General features: G+C 68.0%; 2 protein-coding genes. Both read right to left on the bottom strand.

Annotated features, from left to right (window positions below):
• On the bottom strand, positions 1 to 1,385 hold a 1,385-nt coding region (locus C1I93_RS30185; RefSeq protein ID WP_181445384.1), incomplete at its 3' end, for a glycoside hydrolase family 10 protein.
• 37 nt (positions 1,386 to 1,422) lie between these two features.
• Positions 1,423 to 2,345 (bottom strand): glycoside hydrolase family 62 protein (locus C1I93_RS30180; RefSeq protein ID WP_258378384.1); only part of this gene is annotated, 923 nt, incomplete at its 5' end.

The raw sequence follows: 2,345 nt of genomic DNA, 5'->3' as shown, positions 1-2,345 counted from the left end.
GTGCAGGTGGGGGTGCCGGAGGGGCCGGTGCCGGTGCCCTGGAAGCCGAACTCCGTGCTGCCGCCCGCGCTGAGCTGGCCGTTGTAGCTGACGTTGCTGAAGTTCACCGTGCCGCTGCTACCGCTGGCCTGGGCGTTCCAGGTGCCGGTGACCGTCGTACCGCCGGGCAGCGTGATCCGTACCGTCCAGCCGCGGATCGCGGCGTTGCCGGCGGTGACCCGGACGGTGGCCACGAAGCCGCCGCTCCACGAGTTCAGCGACACCGACGCGGAGCAGGCCCCGCCACCCGACGGCGGCGGCGTGGTCGGGTTCGGCGGCGGGGTGGTCGGGTTCGGCGGCGGCGTGGTCGGGTTCGGTCCGCTGACGCTGTTCAGCGCGTTGAGCACCGAGGTGTACGCCGGCTTCTTGTTGCCGTTGGCGTCGAAGAGCAGCGGGTTCTCCCCGCGCCGCCACGAGTCGTTGTCGCGCACACCCCAGACCGTGATGCCGTTGCAGCGCGCCACGGCCAGACAGGCGCGGGTCACCCGCTCGTAGATGCTCGCCTGGTTGGCGCCCTGGGCCACGTCCAGCTCGGTGATCTGCACATCCACGCCGAGGTCGGCGAAGCGCTGGAGGTTGGCCTGGTAGTCGCTGGCCAGCGTGGTGCCCAGGTGGGACTGGAAGCCGACGCAGTCGATCGGCACACCACGGGACTTGAAGTCGCGCACCATGTTGTAGATGCCTGTCGACTTCGCGTTGATCCCGTCGGTGTTGTAGTCGTTGTAGCAGAGCTTGGCGTTCGGGTCGGCGGCCTTCGCGGTGCGGAACGCCACCTCGATCCAGTCGTTGCCGGTGCGTTGCAGGTTCGAGTCCCGCCGACCGCCGCTGCCGCCGTCGGCGAACGCCTCGTTGACCACGTCCCAGGAGTGGATCTGCCCCCGGAAGTGGGTGGCGACCCGGGTGACGTGGTTGATCATGGCGTTGCGCAGCGCGGTGCCGGACATGTTCTGCGCCCAACCGGGCTGCTGCGAGTGCCAGACCAGGGCGTGGCCACGCACCGACATCCCGTTGGCCCGGGCGTGCGCGACCAGCCGGTCGGCGCCGGTGAAGTTGAAGACGTTCTGCTGGGGCTCGGTGGCGTCCCACTTCATCTCGTTCTCGGCCACGATCGAGTTGAACTCGCGGTTGAGGATCGTGGTGTGCTGGGTGTTCGAGAACATGAACGAGCTGGTGGCGGCGCCGAAGTAGCGCCCACTCTGAGCCGCTGCCGCGCCCAGCGTGCTGGCGGCGGCGTTGGCGGCGGGCGCGGTGAGCGCCGTGGCGGCGAGCATCGTGGCGCCGGCCACGACTGACATCACGACGGTACGCGGCCGGATTCTCGCCGCGCCGTCTCTGCGGTCTTTCATCGATGGACCCTTTCCGGTGGTGGTGGTTGGTGCGGGTTCAGCAGGTGGAGTTGGTCTGCGTGAGCAGGCCCAGCCGCCAGGGCAGGCTGTTGTAGTCGCCGCCGGCGTTGGGATCGAGGCCCTGGTAGACGTAGCGCAGGTTGCAGGCACTGATGGTCAGCGTCTGGTCGATGCCGCTGCGGATCAGCTCGCCGTGGCTGATGTCCCGGGTCCAGGCGTTGCCGCTGAAGGTGACGTTGTTGGCGCGGGCGAACGGGTTGCTCTCGCTGTCGGCCAGGGCCCGCCAGGGGCCGGCGATGGCGTTCGACGTCCAGGACCGGAACCAGCGGCGTCCGTCCGAACCGATGGCTTCCACCAGCAACAGGTACGTGTTGCCGCCGCTGACCCGGTACACGTTGGCCGCCTCGAACAGGCGGTTCCGGTTGGCGTCCTGCATGGCGATGACCGGCTGGGTCATGCCGTTGGGGAAGTTCGCCAGTGAGGTCTGCGAGCGGTAGAGCTGGCCGTTGTCGTCGGAGGAGAAGAGGTGACAGGTGGTGCTGTCGCAGATGACCCACATGTCGACCCAGTAGCCGTTGCCGATGTTGTCCCGGATGATCTGCGGCACGCCACTGTAGAAGTGCCGGGGCGCGGTCCACCCGTTCGGGTTGCTGATGTCCGGGTTGGTGGAGTACGACGCGTTGCCGGTCTGGTAGACCAGATACCACAGCCCCTGTGGGGCGAAGTAGAACACCTGCGGTGCGGCCCGGTAGCCGGCACCGAGGGGAGCCTGGTCGAGGTAGTGGAAGGTGGCAGAGTTCGCCTGGTTCCAGTCGGTGAAGTTGAAGTAGACGAGGTTGTAGCCGCTGGACCGGGCCGTGCTGGCGAAGACGTGATACCGGCCGTTGTGGTAGACCACCGACGGGTCCTTGATTCCGGCGATGTTGCGGCTGTCGTTCTTCGGACCGACCAGAGCGCCGC

Source organism: Micromonospora endophytica (genome assembly GCF_003236305.1).
Taxonomy (GTDB): domain Bacteria; phylum Actinomycetota; class Actinomycetes; order Mycobacteriales; family Micromonosporaceae; genus Micromonospora; species Micromonospora endophytica.
Note: the sequence above shows the minus strand (reverse complement) of the source record. Positions and strands in the feature narration are given on the sequence as shown.